12 protein-coding genes are annotated in these 14,167 nt (G+C 64.0%); 7 read left to right on the top strand and 5 right to left on the bottom strand.

Going from position 1 to position 14,167, the window contains the following annotated elements:
- The first annotated feature begins 1 nt into the window (after position 1).
- The 6 genes from aroA (at position 2) to lapB (ending at position 5,797) form a co-directional block, all read left to right on the top strand.
- Positions 2-1,336, top strand: coding sequence for a 3-phosphoshikimate 1-carboxyvinyltransferase (gene aroA / locus J7355_RS18035; RefSeq protein WP_348523014.1), 1,335 nt, complete (start codon positions 2-4; stop codon positions 1,334-1,336).
- Positions 1,333-2,022, top strand: coding sequence for a (d)CMP kinase (cmk, locus tag J7355_RS08740; protein ID WP_209061762.1), 690 nt, complete (start codon positions 1,333-1,335; stop codon positions 2,020-2,022). The genes aroA and cmk overlap by 4 nt, the downstream gene beginning before the upstream one ends.
- 132 nt (positions 2,023-2,154) lie before the next feature.
- Positions 2,155-3,840, top strand: a complete 1,686-nt coding sequence (gene rpsA / locus J7355_RS08735) for a 30S ribosomal protein S1 (RefSeq protein ID WP_209061760.1) — start codon at positions 2,155-2,157, stop codon at positions 3,838-3,840.
- Between the two features lie 120 nt (positions 3,841-3,960).
- Positions 3,961-4,248, top strand: a complete 288-nt coding sequence (locus tag J7355_RS08730) for an integration host factor subunit beta (protein WP_209061758.1) — start codon at positions 3,961-3,963, stop codon at positions 4,246-4,248.
- 60 nt (positions 4,249-4,308) lie between these two features.
- Positions 4,309-4,599, top strand: coding sequence for a LapA family protein (locus J7355_RS08725; RefSeq protein ID WP_209061756.1), 291 nt, complete (start codon positions 4,309-4,311; stop codon positions 4,597-4,599).
- On the top strand, positions 4,592-5,797 hold the full coding sequence (lapB, locus tag J7355_RS08720; protein WP_209061754.1) for a lipopolysaccharide assembly protein LapB: 1,206 nt from the start codon (positions 4,592-4,594) through the stop codon (positions 5,795-5,797). The genes J7355_RS08725 and lapB overlap by 8 nt, the downstream gene beginning before the upstream one ends.
- A gap of 26 nt (positions 5,798-5,823) precedes the next feature.
- Here lapB and J7355_RS08715 read toward each other — a convergent pair whose 3' ends face one another.
- Positions 5,824-7,341 carry a M48 family metalloprotease gene (locus tag J7355_RS08715; protein ID WP_209061752.1) on the bottom strand — a complete coding sequence of 506 codons (1,518 nt, stop codon included), beginning with the start codon at positions 7,339-7,341 and terminating at the stop codon, positions 5,824-5,826.
- A 203-nt stretch (positions 7,342-7,544) separates the two neighbouring features.
- Here J7355_RS08715 and J7355_RS08710 point away from each other — a divergent pair, with 203 nt between their 5' ends.
- On the top strand, positions 7,545-8,639 hold the full coding sequence (locus tag J7355_RS08710) for an AI-2E family transporter (RefSeq protein WP_209061750.1): 1,095 nt from the start codon (positions 7,545-7,547) through the stop codon (positions 8,637-8,639).
- Between the two features lie 44 nt (positions 8,640-8,683).
- Here J7355_RS08710 and glcF read toward each other — a convergent pair whose 3' ends face one another.
- From glcF to J7355_RS08690, 4 genes are all read right to left on the bottom strand, one after another.
- Complete coding sequence (gene glcF / locus J7355_RS08705; protein WP_209061748.1) at positions 8,684-9,919, bottom strand: glycolate oxidase subunit GlcF; 1,236 nt, start codon at positions 9,917-9,919, stop codon at positions 8,684-8,686.
- Between the two features lie 38 nt (positions 9,920-9,957).
- Positions 9,958-11,022 carry a glycolate oxidase subunit GlcE gene (glcE, locus tag J7355_RS08700; RefSeq protein ID WP_209061746.1) on the bottom strand — a complete coding sequence of 355 codons (1,065 nt, stop codon included), beginning with the start codon at positions 11,020-11,022 and terminating at the stop codon, positions 9,958-9,960.
- Complete coding sequence (locus tag J7355_RS08695; protein ID WP_209061744.1) at positions 11,019-12,524, bottom strand: FAD-linked oxidase C-terminal domain-containing protein; 1,506 nt, start codon at positions 12,522-12,524, stop codon at positions 11,019-11,021. Before J7355_RS08695 ends, glcE begins: the two co-directional genes overlap by 4 nt.
- A gap of 69 nt (positions 12,525-12,593) precedes the next feature.
- The gene (locus J7355_RS08690; protein WP_209061743.1) at positions 12,594-14,015 is read right to left on the bottom strand and encodes a PhoH family protein; all 1,422 of its coding nucleotides are present in this window, start codon (positions 14,013-14,015) and stop codon (positions 12,594-12,596) included.
- Positions 14,016-14,167 lie beyond the last annotated feature (152 nt).

The following is a 14,167-nucleotide window of genomic DNA, read 5'->3' as shown; positions in this document are numbered from 1 at the left end:
GATGCGCTGTTTTCATGTCCAGCCCGGCGGCACGCTCGGCGGCACGCTACAGGTGCCCGGCGACAAGTCGGTTTCGCATCGTGCGATCATGTTTTCGGCGATCGCCGATGGGCGCTCGCGTATCACCGGTTTTCTGGAAAGCGCGGACTGTCTCGCGACGCTGCGCGCATTCGAGGCGATGGGCGTATCGTTCGTACGCGACGCCGAGTCGCTCGTGGTCGACGGCGTGGGGCGCGATGGGCTCACGCCGCCCGGTATGCCGCTGGATCTGGGCAACTCCGGTACGTCGATGCGGCTGTTGTCCGGCCTGATGGCCGGCCAGGCGTTCGATAGCGTTCTCACCGGCGACGCCAGTCTTTCGCGCCGGCCGATGGGGCGCGTCATCGACCCGCTCACGGCGATGGGTGCGCATATCGCGGGAAGCGAAGGCCGGCGCGCGCCGCTGCGTATCACGGGCGGCCGGTCACTGCAGGCAATCGAGTACACGCCGCCGGTTGCAAGCGCGCAGATCAAATCCTGCGTTCTACTTGCCGGTCTCTACGCGAAGGGCGTGACGACCGTGCACGAGCCCGGCGTCAGCCGCGACCATACCGAGCGCATGCTTGGCGCTTTCGGCGTGGCGCTTTCGCGCGACGGGGCGGCCCTGTCGCTTGCCGGCGGTCAGTCGCTACGGGCGTTCGACGTGGCCGTGCCCGCGGATCTGTCGTCGGCCGCGTTCTTTCTGGTCGGCGCATCGATCGCGCAACCGCGCAACGGGGCAGAGCCGCTGACGCTGACCGGTGTCGGCATCAATCCGACACGGCGGGGTGTGATCGATATTCTCGATCGCATGGGCGCGGACATTACGCTCACCAACACGCGCGAACAGGCGGGCGAGCCCGTGGCCGATATCGTCGTGCGCCCGGCGTCCCTGAGAGGAGTGGATATCGGCGGGCGCGACGTGGAGCTTGCAATCGACGAGTTTCCCGCGATCTTCATCGCGGCCGCCTGTGCGCAGGGTAAGACGCGACTCACCGATGCCGCCGAGCTGCGCGTGAAGGAATCCGATCGTATTGCGGTCATGGCCGACGGCCTGGCCGCGCTCGGTGTGGAGGTGAGCGTGCAGCCGGACGGGCTGACCATCACCGGGCGGCCGGAGCCGCACAGTTTCACTGGCGGGCAAATCCATAGCCACGAGGATCATCGCATTGCGATGGCCTTCGCCATGGCCGGTCTGCGAGCGAGCGCGCCGATCGAGATCGACGACTGTGACTATGTCGATACCTCTTTTCCCGGCTTCGTCGCCAAGGCCGGCGCGGCCGGTCTCGTGATCGACGCGCGCGAGCAGGGCGCATGAGCCGCGCGCCGGTCATGACGCTCGACGGGCCGGGCGGCGCCGGCAAGGGTACGCTCGCCTCGGCGCTGGCGCGCGAACTCGGCTGGTGGTTGCTCGACAGCGGCGCGCTTTATCGTCTGGTCGGACTACTGGCGTTGCGGCGTGGCCTCGATGCCGGGCGGTCGCAGGATCTAGACGCCGCAGTGACCGCGTCGCGCAATCTCGACCTGATCTTCGAGCCGGATACCGGCGCGGGTCAGCGTGTGTGGCTCGATGGCGAAGACGTGACCGATGCCATTCGCACCGACGCCGTTTCGGGGGCCGCATCGCAATGGGCGGTCCAGCCGTCGATTCGGCAGGCGCTGCTTGCTCGCCAGCGCGATTTCGCAGTGCCGCCGGGGCTGATCGCGGACGGGCGTGACATGGGTACCGTCATCTTTCCCGAAGCCGACCTGAAACTGTACGTGACCGCGACAGCCAGGGAACGCGCCGATCGGCGTTTTGCGCAGTTGTCGGGTATGCGCGTTGATGCTAATCTTGACCGGATATATCGAGAGATATTGGAGCGGGACGCGCGCGATGCATCGCGTGAGGTCGCGCCCCTCAAGCCGGCGGACGATGCGCATGTCATCGATACCACCGGCGAATCGGTGGCGGCGTCACTCGCACGAGTGCGCCGTCTTGTGCGCGAAAAGGGCTGGATTTAAGCTGAGCGGTCCAGGGCCGGATATATCGGCCTCGCGTTAAATGGGACCGGTCGTGGCGCAAGGCCACTGCCGGATTGTTTTATCAACCACGGATGGCGCCGTAGTCGTTGCGCCGCAGGATTTTCTCCCCCCATGTCTGAAAGTTTCGCCGAACTATTCGAGCAAAGTCTGCAGGGTCGTACCATGCAGCCCGGTTCCCTCATCAACGCCGAGGTGCTGGAAGTCAAGTCCGACGTGATCATCGTCGACGCCGGGCTCAAGTCGGAAGGCGTGATCCCGATCGACGAGTTCTACGACGATAACGGCGAACTCTCCGTATCGGAAGGGGACAAGGTCGAAGTCGCGCTGGAGGCCGTGGAAGACGGTTTCGGCGCCACGCGCCTGTCCAAGGAAAAAGCGCAGCGCATCCGCACCTGGGACTTCCTCACCGAGGCGTACGAGAACAGCGAGTCCGTGGTCGGCCATATCAGTGGCAAGGTCAAGGGTGGTTACACCGTCGACGTGGGCAACATCCGCGCGTTCCTGCCCGGTTCGCTGGTCGATGTGCGTCCGGTGCGCGACACCACCTATCTCGAAGGCAAGCCGCTCGAATTCCGCGTCATCAAGCTGGACCGTCTGCGCAATAACGTGGTCGTGTCGCGTCGTGACGTGCTCAAGGAAGAGTACAGCGAAGAGCGCAAGCAGCTGCTCGACACGCTCCAGGAAGGCATCGTCCTCAAGGGTATCGTCAAGAACCTGGTGGACTACGGTGCGTTCGTCGACCTGGGCGGCATCGACGGCCTGCTACATATCACCGACATGTCCTGGAAGCGCATCAAGGACCCGACCGACGTGGTCAATGTCGGCGAGGAGATCGAGGTCAAGGTGCTCAAGTTCGACCGCGAGCGCACCCGTGTCTCGCTCGGTCTGAAGCAGCTCGGCGACGATCCGTGGGTCGATATCGCCCGCCGCTATCCGGAAAACACGCGCCTGTTCGGCAACGTCACGAACATCACCGACTACGGCGCCTTCGTGGAAATCGAAGAGGGCGTCGAAGGCTTGGTGCACGTGTCCGAGATGGACTGGACGAACAAGAACGTCAATCCGGGCCAGATCGTCGACGTCGGCGACGAAGTCGAGGTCATGGTTCTGGAGATCGACGAGGAACGCCGTCGTATCTCGCTGGGCATGAAGCAGTGCAAGTCCAACCCTTGGGAGGACTTCGCGGCCAACCATCAGCGCGGCGACCAGGTTTCCGGTCAGATCAAGTCGATCACCGACTTCGGCATTTTCGTGGGTCTGCCGGGCAACATCGACGGCCTCGTGCACCTGTCGGATCTGTCCTGGAACGATCAGGGCGAAGACGTGGTTCGCGAGTACTCGAAGGGCGACGAGGTTGAAGCCGTCGTGCTTTCGATCGACGCCGACCGCGAGCGCATCTCGCTGGGTATCAAGCAGCTGGCGCAGGATCCGATCGGCTCTTTCGTTGCCGACAACCCGAAGGGTAGCGTCGTGTCCGGCACGATCCAGAGCGTGGACGCCCGTGGCGCGACCGTGGATCTCGGCAGCGATGTGGTCGGCTACATCCGCGCATCGGACATCTCCCGCGATCGTGTCGAAGACGCGCGCACCGCGCTGTCCGAAGGCTCGGAAGTCGAAGCCCGCTTCGTTGGCGTTGATCGTCGCAATCGCACGATCAGCCTCTCGATCCGTGCCAAGGACGAGAAGGACGAGCAGCAGGCCATGCGCGATTACGCCGATACGGATGCCTCCACCGGCACCACCAGCCTCGGCGAGCTGCTCAAGGAGCAAATCGACGCAAGCGACCGCAACAACTAAAAATATCGCGGCGAAAGACGCGGGGTGCTTGCAGGCGCCCCGCGTTTTAATTACCTTTCTGATTAGGGATATGCCCAACGGCATATGACGGGGGCGGCGTTTCCAGGGAGAGGACGCTGGATGACTAAATCGGAGCTGATCGAACGGCTGGTCCAGCGTCAGGCGCATATGTCGCACCGTGACGTTGAGCTTGCCGTCAAACTACTACTCGACGACGTGATTACGGAGCTGGCCAGCGGTGGCCGGGTCGAAATCCGCGGCTTTGGCAGTTTCTCGGTGCACCACAGGCCGGCACGGCGTGGGCGTAATCCGAAGACCGGCGAAGCGGTCGATATTCCACGCAAGTACGTGCCGCACTTCAAGCCCGGCAAGGAACTGCGCGAACGCGTCAACACGAGCCATTCATAGCCGATCGACAGGCCGCAATCGACGCGGATCGAGTCGGCCGGGGCGGAAAACGGGAAATCAATGCTACGTCTGATTCGTAACCTGATCGTGGTCGTGGGGCTCGTGCTCGGCGTGGCGTTCGGTTTCTTCAATTACGATCTGGTATCGATCGACCTGCTCTGGACCACGACTGAAGCGCCGCTGGTCATTCTGCTCGTGATTGCCTTCGTGCTCGGGCTCGTGATCGCGGCACTGGTCTGCACGGCCCGCATCGCGCGGCTGCGTGGCCAGCTTTCGAGTTCCCGCCGACGGCTCAAGGACGCGCAGGCCGAGATTTCCAATCTGCGGAGCATGCCTATCCACGATGCTTGATGGCATCTGGTGGATCGTTCTGGCCTTGCTGCCGCTTGCGGCAGCGTCGGGCTGGTACGTACGCGGACGAGCGCAGGGCGACGATGAGCCGACGCCGCCGGTCAATGCGGACTACCTGCGCGGCATAAGCCAGCTGGTCAACGACGACGCCGACAAGGCTATCGCCACCTTCGTGCGCGTGCTCGAAGTCGACAACGACACGGCCGAAACCCATCTCGCGCTCGGCAACCTGTTCCGCCGGCAGGGCGAGGTCGACCGTGCCCTGCGCATGCACCAGAACCTGGTGGCGCGCCCCAATCTCAAGGCGGCACACCGCAACCAGGCGCGCTACGAGCTTGCACAGGATTATTTGCGCGCGGGCGTGCTCGATCGCGCCGAAAGCCTGTTTCGCGAGCTTGCGGACCAGAATCTGTTTCTCGAGCGTGCGCTGTCGGGCTTGGTGGCCATCTACGAGCAGGAGCGCGACTGGGAACAGGCCATCGCCACCACGCGGCGGCTGGAGACAGTGCGTGGCACGTCGCTGCGCCCGGTGATCGCCCAGTATTTCTGCGAACTGGCGGAGCAGGCGCGCGGCAACGGCCAGACGGATATCGCCCAGCGGCATCTCAAATCCGCACGCCAGTCGTTTCGTGATTGCGCCCGCGCGAGCCTGGTGGGCGGCGCCATGGCCGAACATGCGAAGGACTACCGCGGCGCGGTTCGGATCTATCGCCAGGTGATGCGTCAGGATGTGGATTTCATCAGCGAAATCATCGAGCCGATGCGTCGCTGTTTCGACGCAATCGACGACTCGCCCGGCTATGCGCAGTTTCTGCGTGAGGTCATGCCGCTATACGACGGCGCGCATCCTCATGTTGCGTATGCGCGTTTTCTGCATCGCCAGAAAAAGACGGACGAGGCGATCGCGCATATCTCGCAGTACTTGCAGGGCGAGCCGAACTGGATCGGCTTCTATCACCTGCTCGACCTGACGTGGTCCCAGACCCGCAGTACCCTGACAGGGCCACTCGATAGCCTGCGCCAGTCGCTTGGCCAGATTATCGAACGCCAGCCGACCTACCACTGTGGCCAGTGCGGGTTCTCGGGGCGTTATCTGCACTGGCAATGTCCGAGCTGCCGCCAATGGAACACGATCGTGCCGGTGCGAGACGTGCGCCCGGCCGAGTCGGCGCCGACACGCTCCGCGCGTAGCGGGTAATTCCAAGACGTGCGGGGAGGGTTGGCTCAGTAGCGCGCGTCGGCCGTGACCTGTTCGCGGCATTCGCGCTCCGACCAGGCCGAATGACAGGCGCGGACCATCTGGTCCAGTAACGCGCGCAGGCGGGCCTTGTCGAAGGCGTTCAACTCCGCCGTCTGCAGGGCGGTGCGGAGCTGGTTGATCGCCGGCGCGAACGCGCCGCGCAGTTCGTAATATTTCGCCTGTCGGTAGTAGGCCTCGCCGAGATTATTCTGCTGGCCGGCGACCTGGGCGAGCATTTGCTGCGCTTCCGAGGACTGGCCGAGCAGGTCACGGTCTTGCAGCAGAAACGCCCGTGCGGCTTCCGGATCGCTGCCGTCGACCAGCAGCCGGGCATAGTCGAGCTTGACCGCCGGGCTGCGCGGGAACTGTCGGCGCGCGGCTTCGAGCATGTCGCGGGCACGCCCTGTGTCGCCGGCCTGCGAGTAGGCATCGGCCAGGGCGAGGGTGAACGCCTTGCTGTCGGGATTCTGCTCGACATACGGCGCGAGAATCTGCGCGGCTTCCGCGTTGCGGCCAATTCGCGACAGCGCAAGCGCGTAGCCATAGTCGATCGCCGCGTTCGGTTGGCCGTCGTCGGCATCCGCGCGGCGTTGTTCGTAGTAGCGCACCAGCTCGCCTAGTTGCCGGCTCATCAGCACGCGGGCGCGTTCGCGCATGAGCGGGTAGGCATCGCTCTCGCGCACCGAAGGCGACGGGTAGTCCTTCGCGCGTGATTCGGCCTCCGCCATGCGCGTATTGCTCACCGGGTGCGAGAGCAAAATCTCCGGCAATTGGTTGCCATAAAGCCGCGAGCGACGCTGCATCTTCTCGAAGAAGCTGGCCATGCCGTCCGGGTTGAAGTCCGCCGCGGCCAGCGTGCGTATACCGATACGGTCGGCCTCGAATTCGTGCGCGCGCGTGTAGTTGGTCTGCTGTTGACCGAGATTGGACACGCCGGCCGTGACGGCGGCGGAAATAGCATCCGGGTCGCCTCCGCCCGCAATGGCGGCCACCAGGATAGCGGCAGCCGTTGCCCAGCCCATGCCGGAGGTTGCCTCGATCTGACGGGCGATGTGGCGCTGCGTGACGTGCGCCATTTCATGGCCGACCACGCCGGCGAGCTCGCTTTCGGTTTCGGTTTCGGTCACCAGCCCGGCGTTGATGCCGATATAGCCGCCAGGCAGGGCGAACGCGTTGATCTGACTGCTGTCGATCGGGTAGAAACGAAACGCGCTGGCGTCGCTGCTGGTGTGTTCGGCCAGCCGTGTCCCGATCGACGTGAGGTATTCGCGCAGCTGGACATCCTCGATGATCAGGCTGCGTTCGAGAAGTTGTGCGACCACCTGCCGGCCGATCTTGTCTTCCTCGGCGGGTGACATGTACGCATCCGCGGGCTGGCCGATGCTCGGCAACTGATAGTCGCGCGCGCTCGCCACCGTGCTGACCACCGTCAGACAGGCGAGCAGGCCGATGAGTAGTCGGCTAATCGAGCAGCGTGCGGTCATTACGAGCGTGCGGGCCATGCAGGGGCGACGAGAGTTCAGACCGCAGGTTAGCGTGTTTCGTTCATTGGATTAAACTGCGGAAAACACAGGGCCAATCGTCGCTCGGCGGCTGGGCCCGCGCAGCTCACGCAGCGCACAGGAGTGAATGTGCCGATATCTTCAACCGTGCGGGCAGGCGCCGCCCAGAGCGCGCCCGTGATACAAGTTCGCAGGCTTGCGCGATGAACATCGTTCGCGAATGGTTCACCCGCCACTTTTCCGATCCCCAGGTCGTCGCGCTGGCTCTGATTCTGGTCAGCAGTATCGCGCTGGTCATGATATTCGGCGCGCTGCTGACGCCGGTACTCGCGGCGGTCGTGGTGGCCTACCTGCTCGACGGGCCGGTCCAATGGCTCGAACGCGTGCGCCTGCCGCGCTGGGCGGGCGCGGCGCTGGTATCGACCGCGTTGTTGATTGGTGTGGTGTGGGTCAGCTTTGCCCTGTTGCCGTTGCTTACGCGCCAGGCTGGCCAGATTCTTCAGGAAGTGCCGAGCCTGATCAGTAGCGCCCAGGACTGGATCGCTGCGCTGCCGCGCCGCTATCCGGCACTGATTACGCAGGACCAGATCGATGCCATGGTCAACAGCATGACCTTCGACGTGGGGTCCATGCGACAGGCCTTGCTCAGCCGCTCGCTCGTCGTCGGTATGAGCCTGCTTTACCTGACGGTCTATCTCTTGCTCGTGCCGCTGATGGTCTTCTTCATGCTGCGCGACAAGCACCAGATTCTGACCTGGTTCGCGCGCTTCGGGCCACGCGACGGCCGCCTTGTTCAGAATGTGTGGGCGGAGGTGAACGCACAGCTCGGCAATTACGTGCGTGGCAAGGCCGTCGAGATCGTGATCGTATGGATCGTCGCGTACCTGGTCTTTTCGCTGCTCGGACTCAAGTACGCCATGCTGCTGTCTGCGCTGGTCGGCTTTTCCGTGCTGGTGCCCTATATCGGGGCCTTTGGCATGACGGTGCCGGTCATGCTGGTGGCGTATGCACAGTGGGGCTTCGAAGCGCAGACGCTCTATGTGCTGGTGGCGTACGGCGTGCTGCAGATGCTCGACGGCAACGTGTTGGTACCCGTGCTGTTTTCCGAAGCGGTGGATCTGCACCCGGTAGCGATCATCACGGCGGTGCTATTCTTCGGTGGCGTCTGGGGTTTCTGGGGGATTTTCTTTGCCATCCCGCTGGCCACCGTCGTCCACGCCGTCATCAAGGCATGGCCGCGCAAGGCGCAGACGTGGCTGGACACCGGGTCGCCGCAAAGCGATCGCGAGATCGGCTGAGCGGCGATCTCGCGATCAGCGCCGTCGCACGACCCGACGCCTGTTCAGGCGGCGGCTGCTGAGGGCTCCAGTAGTTCGATCCAGTGGCGTACCGGCACGCCGGCCGCGGATTCGAGATGCAGCTGACAGCCGACGTTGGCCGTCACGATGACATCCGGATCGCCGGCGTTCAGCGAGGCGAGCTTGTTCTCCCGCAATTGGTTGGCCATCGTCGGCTGCAGGATCGAGTAGGTTCCGGCCGAGCCGCAGCACAGATGCGAATCACGCACATGCGTGAGCTTGTAGCCGGCCTGGGCCAGGATCTCGGCGACGTTGTCGTGCAATTGGGGGGCGTTCTGCAGCGTGCAGGGCGGGTGATAAGCGACCTGGCGCCCGTGGCCGAGATCGCCGAGCTGGCTTAGATCTTCCTGGGCCAGGATATCGCTGAGATCCCGCGCGAGTTCGGAGACCCGTGCGGCTTTTTCGGCGTACGCCGGATCGTTGCGAAGCATGTGGCCGTATTCGACCACCGACGCGCCGCAGCCACTCGCGGTCAGCACGATGGCCTCTGCGCCATCCTCGATATAGGGCCACCACGCATCGATATTGCGGCGCGCGAAGTCGTTGGCTTCCTCGCGATGGCTTAGGTGCTGGGACAGGGCGCCGCAGCAGCCGCTCGCCTTGGGTGCGATCAGCTGCACACCGAGCTGTGAGAAGATACGGGCCGCGTGCGCGTTGGTGTTGGGCGCGGCGACCGGCTGCACGCAGCCGTCGAGCACGAGCATGGTGCGCGTTGCATTGTCGTTCTTCGGCCATGCCAGCGCCTTGCGACGCGGCGGCATTTTCTGCTTCAGCGGCGCCAGCGGGCCGACCAGAAGCGGCTTGAAGAAATGCCCCAGCCGGAAGAAGAACGCGAAGCGGTTGCGATAGGCGACGATATGGCGCAGCAACCAGCGGATCGCGCGCTCATGAACGGGCCGCTCGACCTGCTGATCCACCAGATCGCGACCGATATCGGCCAGCTTGGCGTATTCGACGCCCGATGGGCAGGTCGTTTCACAGGCACGACAGGTCAGACAGCGGTCCAGATGCATCTGCGTCTTCTGGGTCGGCGCTTCGCCCTCGAGCACCTGCTTGATCAGATAGATGCGGCCACGCGGACTGTCGCGCTCGTCGCCGAGCAGTTGATAGGTCGGGCAGGTCGCCGTGCAGAAACCGCAGTGCGTGCAGGCGCGCAGGATGCGGTCGGCTTCTTCGCCATCCGGCGTATCGCGGAGTTGCGGAATGATAGAAGTTTGCATGGGCGTTGTTTCGCTTGGAATTCGGGCCGGTTCGGAATCTAGAGTTCGGGGTAGATCCGGCCGGGGTTGAGAATACCCGCGGGATCCATGGATCGTTTCAGTCGCTGTTGCAGCGCCAGCATGGATTCGCCGATGGGATGAAAACGTGGGCTGGCATCGCCGCGATAGACGCTGGCGTGGCCGCCTTCGTCCTTGACGATACGGCGCAGGGCGACCGCGTCGATATCGGACGCGAGCCAGCGCTGGGCGCCGCCCCAGTCGATGACACAGTCGCCGTCAATGTCGAGCATGGGCGCGGCCGGCGGTAGCGACAGCCGCCATAGCGGCTTGTCCGCGTTCGAGAAGAAGGGGCGCTGTTGTTCGCGCACGTCGCGCCAGAAAGGCTTGTCGTCGTCCAGCGTTTCGCCGCCGAGTTTCTCGCAGGCGGATTCGACCGGCGAGGTCGCGCCGGCGAGCCGGAGATAGGTCTTGCCATCTTCCCAATAGGCGCCCGTAATCGGCCAGGGCTTGCGCTGCCAGTCGCTGATCTGGGTGAGTGCTTCGGACGGGCCGTGTTCGAACACGCGCGTGATCTGCGTGCGGGGCAGCGGTAGAACCTTGAGACTGATGTCGAGCAATACGCCGAGCGTGCCGTAAGCGCCGGCCATGAGCCGGGACAGGTCGTAGCCGGCGACGTTCTTCATCACTTCGCCGCCGAAGCGCAACGCTTGGCCCTGGCCGTTGATGATACGGGTACCGAGCACGAAATCGCGGGCCGCGCCGGTGAACGGCCGGGCCGGACCGGATACGCCGCTCACGATCGTGCCGCCCAGCGTTGCGTTGTCGCCGTAGTGGGGCGGCTCGAATGCAAGCATCTGGCCTTCGGCTTCCAGCACGGCCTCGAGCTCGGACAGCGGCGTACCGGCACGCGCGGTCATGACCAGTTCGCCGGGCTCGTAGTTTACGACGCCGGTATGGCCGGTGACGTCGAGCGTATCGCCTTTGACCTGTTCGCCCAGAAAAGCCTTGGTGCCGCCGCCGGTGAGCTTGAGCGGGCTCTTACTTTCGAAAGCCGCGCGTACGCGTTCGGTCAGTTGGTCGGTCTGATCGGCAGACGTCGTCACAGTCGCTCCAGTTCGGGGAAGGGCAGTTCGCCGTTGTGCACGTGCATGGCGCCGAATTCAGCGCAGCGATGCAGGGTAGGCACGGCCTTGCCGGGATTGAGCAGGCCCTTGTCGTCGAACGCGTTCTTGACGGCATGAAACTGGGTGAGTTCATCCGGCGGGAACTGCACACACATCTGGTCGATCTTCTCGACCCCCACGCCGTGTTCGCCGGTGATCGTGCCGCCGTGTTCCAGACACAGTTCGCAGATCGCGCCGCCGAATTCCTCGGTGCGTTCGAGTTCGCCCTCGATGTTCGCATCGTAGAGGATCAGTGGGTGCAGGTTGCCGTCGCCCGCGTGGAAGACATTCGCCACCCGCTGACCGTACTTCTTCGACAGCTCGCCGATGCCGATGAGTACGTCGGCCAGCGCCTTGCGCGGAATCGTGCCGTCCATGCAGTAGTAGTCGGGAGAGATACGACCCATGGCGGGAAAGGCCGCCTTGCGTCCGGCCCAGAACACGGCCCGCTCGGCGTCGTCGCGGGAGACGCGCACTTCGGTCGCCCCTTCGCGTTCGACCACCGCGGTGACGTCGGCGATATGCTCATCGACCTCGGCGTGCGTGCCATCGACTTCGCACAACAGGATGGCGGCCGCGTCGGTGGGGTAATCCGCGTGGACGAATTCCTCGGTGGCGATGATCGCCGGACTGTCGAGCATCTCGAGCCCGGCCGGGATGATGCCGGCCTGGATGATCGCCGCGACCGCGTCGCCGGCCTTGCGCACGTCGTCGAACGCGGCCAGAACCACCTGGGCACGTTCCGGTTTTGGCAACAGCTTCACGACCACCTCGACGATCACCCCTAACAGGCCCTCGGAGCCCGTCATGAGTGCGAGCAGGTCGTAGCCCGGCGTGTCCAGCGCTTCGCTACCGATGGTCATGCGCTCGCCGTCGACGGTGACGATCTCGAGCTGGACGATGTTGTGCGTCGTCAGACCGTATTTCAGGCAATGCACGCCGCCAGAGTTTTCGGCCACATTGCCGCCAATCGAGCAGGCGATCTGCGAGGAGGGGTCCGGCGCGTAGTACAGCCCGAGGTGTGAAACCGCTTCCGAGATGGCGAGATTGCGCACGCCGGGCTGTACCGTGGCGCGTCGGTTCTCGGTGTCGATATCGAGAATCTGCTTGAACTTGGCGAGCGACAACAGCACGCCGTTATCCATTGGCAACGCGCCACCGGACAGACCGGTGCCGGCGCCGCGTGCGACCACGGCGACATCGTTGGCGTGGCACACGCGCATGGCCGTCTGCACCTGATCGATGGTTTCCGGCAGGATCACGATCATCGGCAACTGCCGATAAGCGGACAGCCCGTCGCATTCGAATGGCCGCAGGTCTTCCTCGGCGTGCAGAACCACGTGCTCGGGCAGTTCGGCCACGAGCTTGTCGATCAGCTGTGCCTTGTCGGGACGGGACGCAAGCACCTTTTCGGCAGCGTCCGCGATAGCGGCATCGGCCATGAGGATCTCCGGGTAGGGCAGCAGTCGTCAGCCATGAAAAGCGAGACTGCTGGTAAAGCCACCTAGTGGCTAAAGTTTATCAGACGCGTAATCGGCAAGCCGTGACCGTTCGCCTCTCGCGAGTGTTACGTGGCCGGCATGGCGCCAGTTTCTGAAGCGATCCACCACGTTGGTCAGCCCGGACGTGGTTTCGGTGAGATAGGGCGTGTCGATCTGGGCCAGATTGCCGAGACAGACGAACTTGGTGCCCGGACCGGCGCGCGTGATCAGGGTCTTCATCTGCTTGGGTGTGAGGTTCTGGGCCTCGTCCAGGATGACGTAGCGCTCCAGAAAGGTGCGCCCGCGCATGAAGTTCACCGAGCGGATCTTGATGCGCTTGGACAGCAGTTCGTTCGTGGCGGCACGTTCCCAGTCGGAGCCGCCACCGCTGCCGGTAAGCACTTCGAGGTTGTCCATGAGTGCGCCCATCCAGGGCGTCATCTTTTCTTCCTCCGTACCGGGGAGAAAGCCGATATCGTCGCCCACGGGCACGGTCACGCGGGTCATGATGATTTCCCGATAGCGCGATTCGTCCAGCGTCTGGGCCAGGCCGGCGGCCAGGGTGAGCAGGGTCTTGCCGGTACCGGCCGCACCCAGCAGGGTGACGAAATCGATCTCCGGATCCATCAGCAGATTGAGCGCGAAGTTCTGCTCGCGATTGCGGGCATGCACGCCCCAGACCGCCTGCTTGCCTTCGCGGTAATCCTGGGCGAGCTCGAGCACACTGCCCATGTTCTCGCCTTCGCCGTCGAACTCGCGGGTGATCAGCTCGACATCGTTGTCGTGGCGAAAATGCAGCAGTTCGTTGAGATGCCAGTCGGCAACCTGCGGACCGCGCAGGCGGTAGAAGGCGTTGCCGGCCTCCTGCCAGGACTCCATGGTCTGACCGTGCGTCTCCCAGAAATCGTCGGGCAGTTCCGCATGGCCGGTATAGAGCAGGTCGAGGTCTTCCAGCACCTTGTCGTTGGTGTAATCCTCGGCTTCGATCCCGATCACCGACGCCTTGATGCGCAGGTTGATGTCCTTGGATACCAGCACGACTTCGGAGTCGATGAACACGTTGCGCAGCGATAACGCGCTGATCAGGATCGAATTGTCGGCCTTGTTGCCCGGCAGCATCGCCGGCAGCGTGCCCTCGGCCGGTCGCGTTTCGAAGTAGAGCCGGCCCGTGACCCGCGGCGTGTCGTCCTTGCCGTGGCCGTTGAATTCGATGCCCTGATCCAGTGCGAGCCCGGCGTCGATTTCCTCGTGCGTCTTGTGCGCCATGAGTTCGTCGAGAAACCGGCTGACCTGGCGCACGTTGCGTGCGACCTCGGACACGCCCTTCTTCCCGGCGTCGAGTTCCTCCAGCACGACCATCGGGATGAAGATGTCGTGTTCCTGAAACCGGAACAGCGCGGTCGGGTCGTGCATCAGCACGTTGGTATCGAGAACGAAAACGCGTTGCGACATAAAAAAAGCGATCCCGTGGACGGGCGTGAACCGGAAGTCGTTCTAGGGCCTGTTGCCGTTTCGTGCGAGTCCGCGCCAAGGGCTGTTTTGCGGCAAGACAAGGCGTAGCACGCGCCGCGCAGTCATTCTGCGCAAGCGTGCTAGAACGCTGG

Source organism: Endozoicomonas sp. G2_2 (assembly GCF_017744135.1).
GTDB lineage: Bacteria > Pseudomonadota > Gammaproteobacteria > Nevskiales > Salinisphaeraceae > Salinisphaera.
Note: the sequence above shows the minus strand (reverse complement) of the source record. Positions and strands in the feature narration are given on the sequence as shown.

Coding starts and splice junctions, on each gene's coding strand:
- aroA (WP_348523014.1), top strand. CDS start 2: ATGCGCTGTTTTCATGTCCAGCCCGGCGGCACGCTCGGCGGCACGCTA.
- cmk (WP_209061762.1), top strand. CDS start 1,333: ATGAGCCGCGCGCCGGTCATGACGCTCGACGGGCCGGGCGGCGCCGGC.
- rpsA (WP_209061760.1), top strand. CDS start 2,155: ATGTCTGAAAGTTTCGCCGAACTATTCGAGCAAAGTCTGCAGGGTCGT.
- J7355_RS08730 (WP_209061758.1), top strand. CDS start 3,961: ATGACTAAATCGGAGCTGATCGAACGGCTGGTCCAGCGTCAGGCGCAT.
- J7355_RS08725 (WP_209061756.1), top strand. CDS start 4,309: ATGCTACGTCTGATTCGTAACCTGATCGTGGTCGTGGGGCTCGTGCTC.
- lapB (WP_209061754.1), top strand. CDS start 4,592: ATGCTTGATGGCATCTGGTGGATCGTTCTGGCCTTGCTGCCGCTTGCG.
- J7355_RS08715 (WP_209061752.1), bottom strand. CDS start 7,341: ATGGCCCGCACGCTCGTAATGACCGCACGCTGCTCGATTAGCCGACTA.
- J7355_RS08710 (WP_209061750.1), top strand. CDS start 7,545: ATGAACATCGTTCGCGAATGGTTCACCCGCCACTTTTCCGATCCCCAG.
- glcF (WP_209061748.1), bottom strand. CDS start 9,919: ATGCAAACTTCTATCATTCCGCAACTCCGCGATACGCCGGATGGCGAA.
- J7355_RS08695 (WP_209061744.1), bottom strand. CDS start 12,524: ATGGCCGATGCCGCTATCGCGGACGCTGCCGAAAAGGTGCTTGCGTCC.
- J7355_RS08690 (WP_209061743.1), bottom strand. CDS start 14,015: ATGTCGCAACGCGTTTTCGTTCTCGATACCAACGTGCTGATGCACGAC.